The sequence below is a fragment of the Actinomadura rugatobispora genome (genome assembly GCF_042656285.1).
Lineage (GTDB): Bacteria > Actinomycetota > Actinomycetes > Streptosporangiales > Streptosporangiaceae > Spirillospora > Spirillospora rugatobispora.
In genome coordinates, this window is the sequence record NZ_JBHSON010000334.1 from 1 (window position 1) to 518 (window position 518).

General features: G+C 43.2%; 2 protein-coding genes. Both read left to right on the plus strand.

Annotation, left to right across the window (positions count from 1 at the left end; genetic code table 11):
- A partial coding sequence (locus ACFPZN_RS56675) for a hypothetical protein (RefSeq protein ID WP_378293798.1) occupies positions 1–229 on the plus strand: 229 nt, incomplete at its 5' end.
- Between the two features lie 11 nt (positions 230–240).
- Positions 241–518: DUF1828 domain-containing protein (locus tag ACFPZN_RS56680; RefSeq protein WP_378293800.1), on the plus strand; the 278-nt coding region annotated here is incomplete at its 3' end.

The following is a 518-nucleotide window of genomic DNA, read 5'->3' on the forward strand; positions in this document are numbered from 1 at the left end:
CGATCGGGATGATTATCAACCCAGCATTTCGGGTCCACACTATCATGTGTACTATGAAGAGGCTGGCTACTATAGTGATAAAATCGGTTTCCCAGTTACGGAGACCATAAGCCCTGATGATTTGGCCGGGTATTGGAACTTCTTTTGCGAGAAACTCAATGTAGTTCCTGTAGGAAAAATGCCCATGCCTTTAGAGGATGAATCTGGACAGTTAGGACTTGGAATATGATGTGCTCAACGGTGATCTCACAACTTGGTTTTGAATGTTATTCAATAGGCGAAACCATGAGAATTATCAGTCCCTTCACATATTGTGATGATGGGGAGCATGTCGGCGCATTTGTCCGAGAAATAAGTGGTAAATTTTTAGTAAGTGATCGATGTGATGCTCTTATGAACATGGAGGCCAGAGGAATCACTGTTACTAAAAAACGCTTAGATGAGATTCGGCGTTTGCTGCATCGTGAGGGAACGGAATTAAATGATCGCGGTGAGATAATTCGTTGGGCCACTGAAAG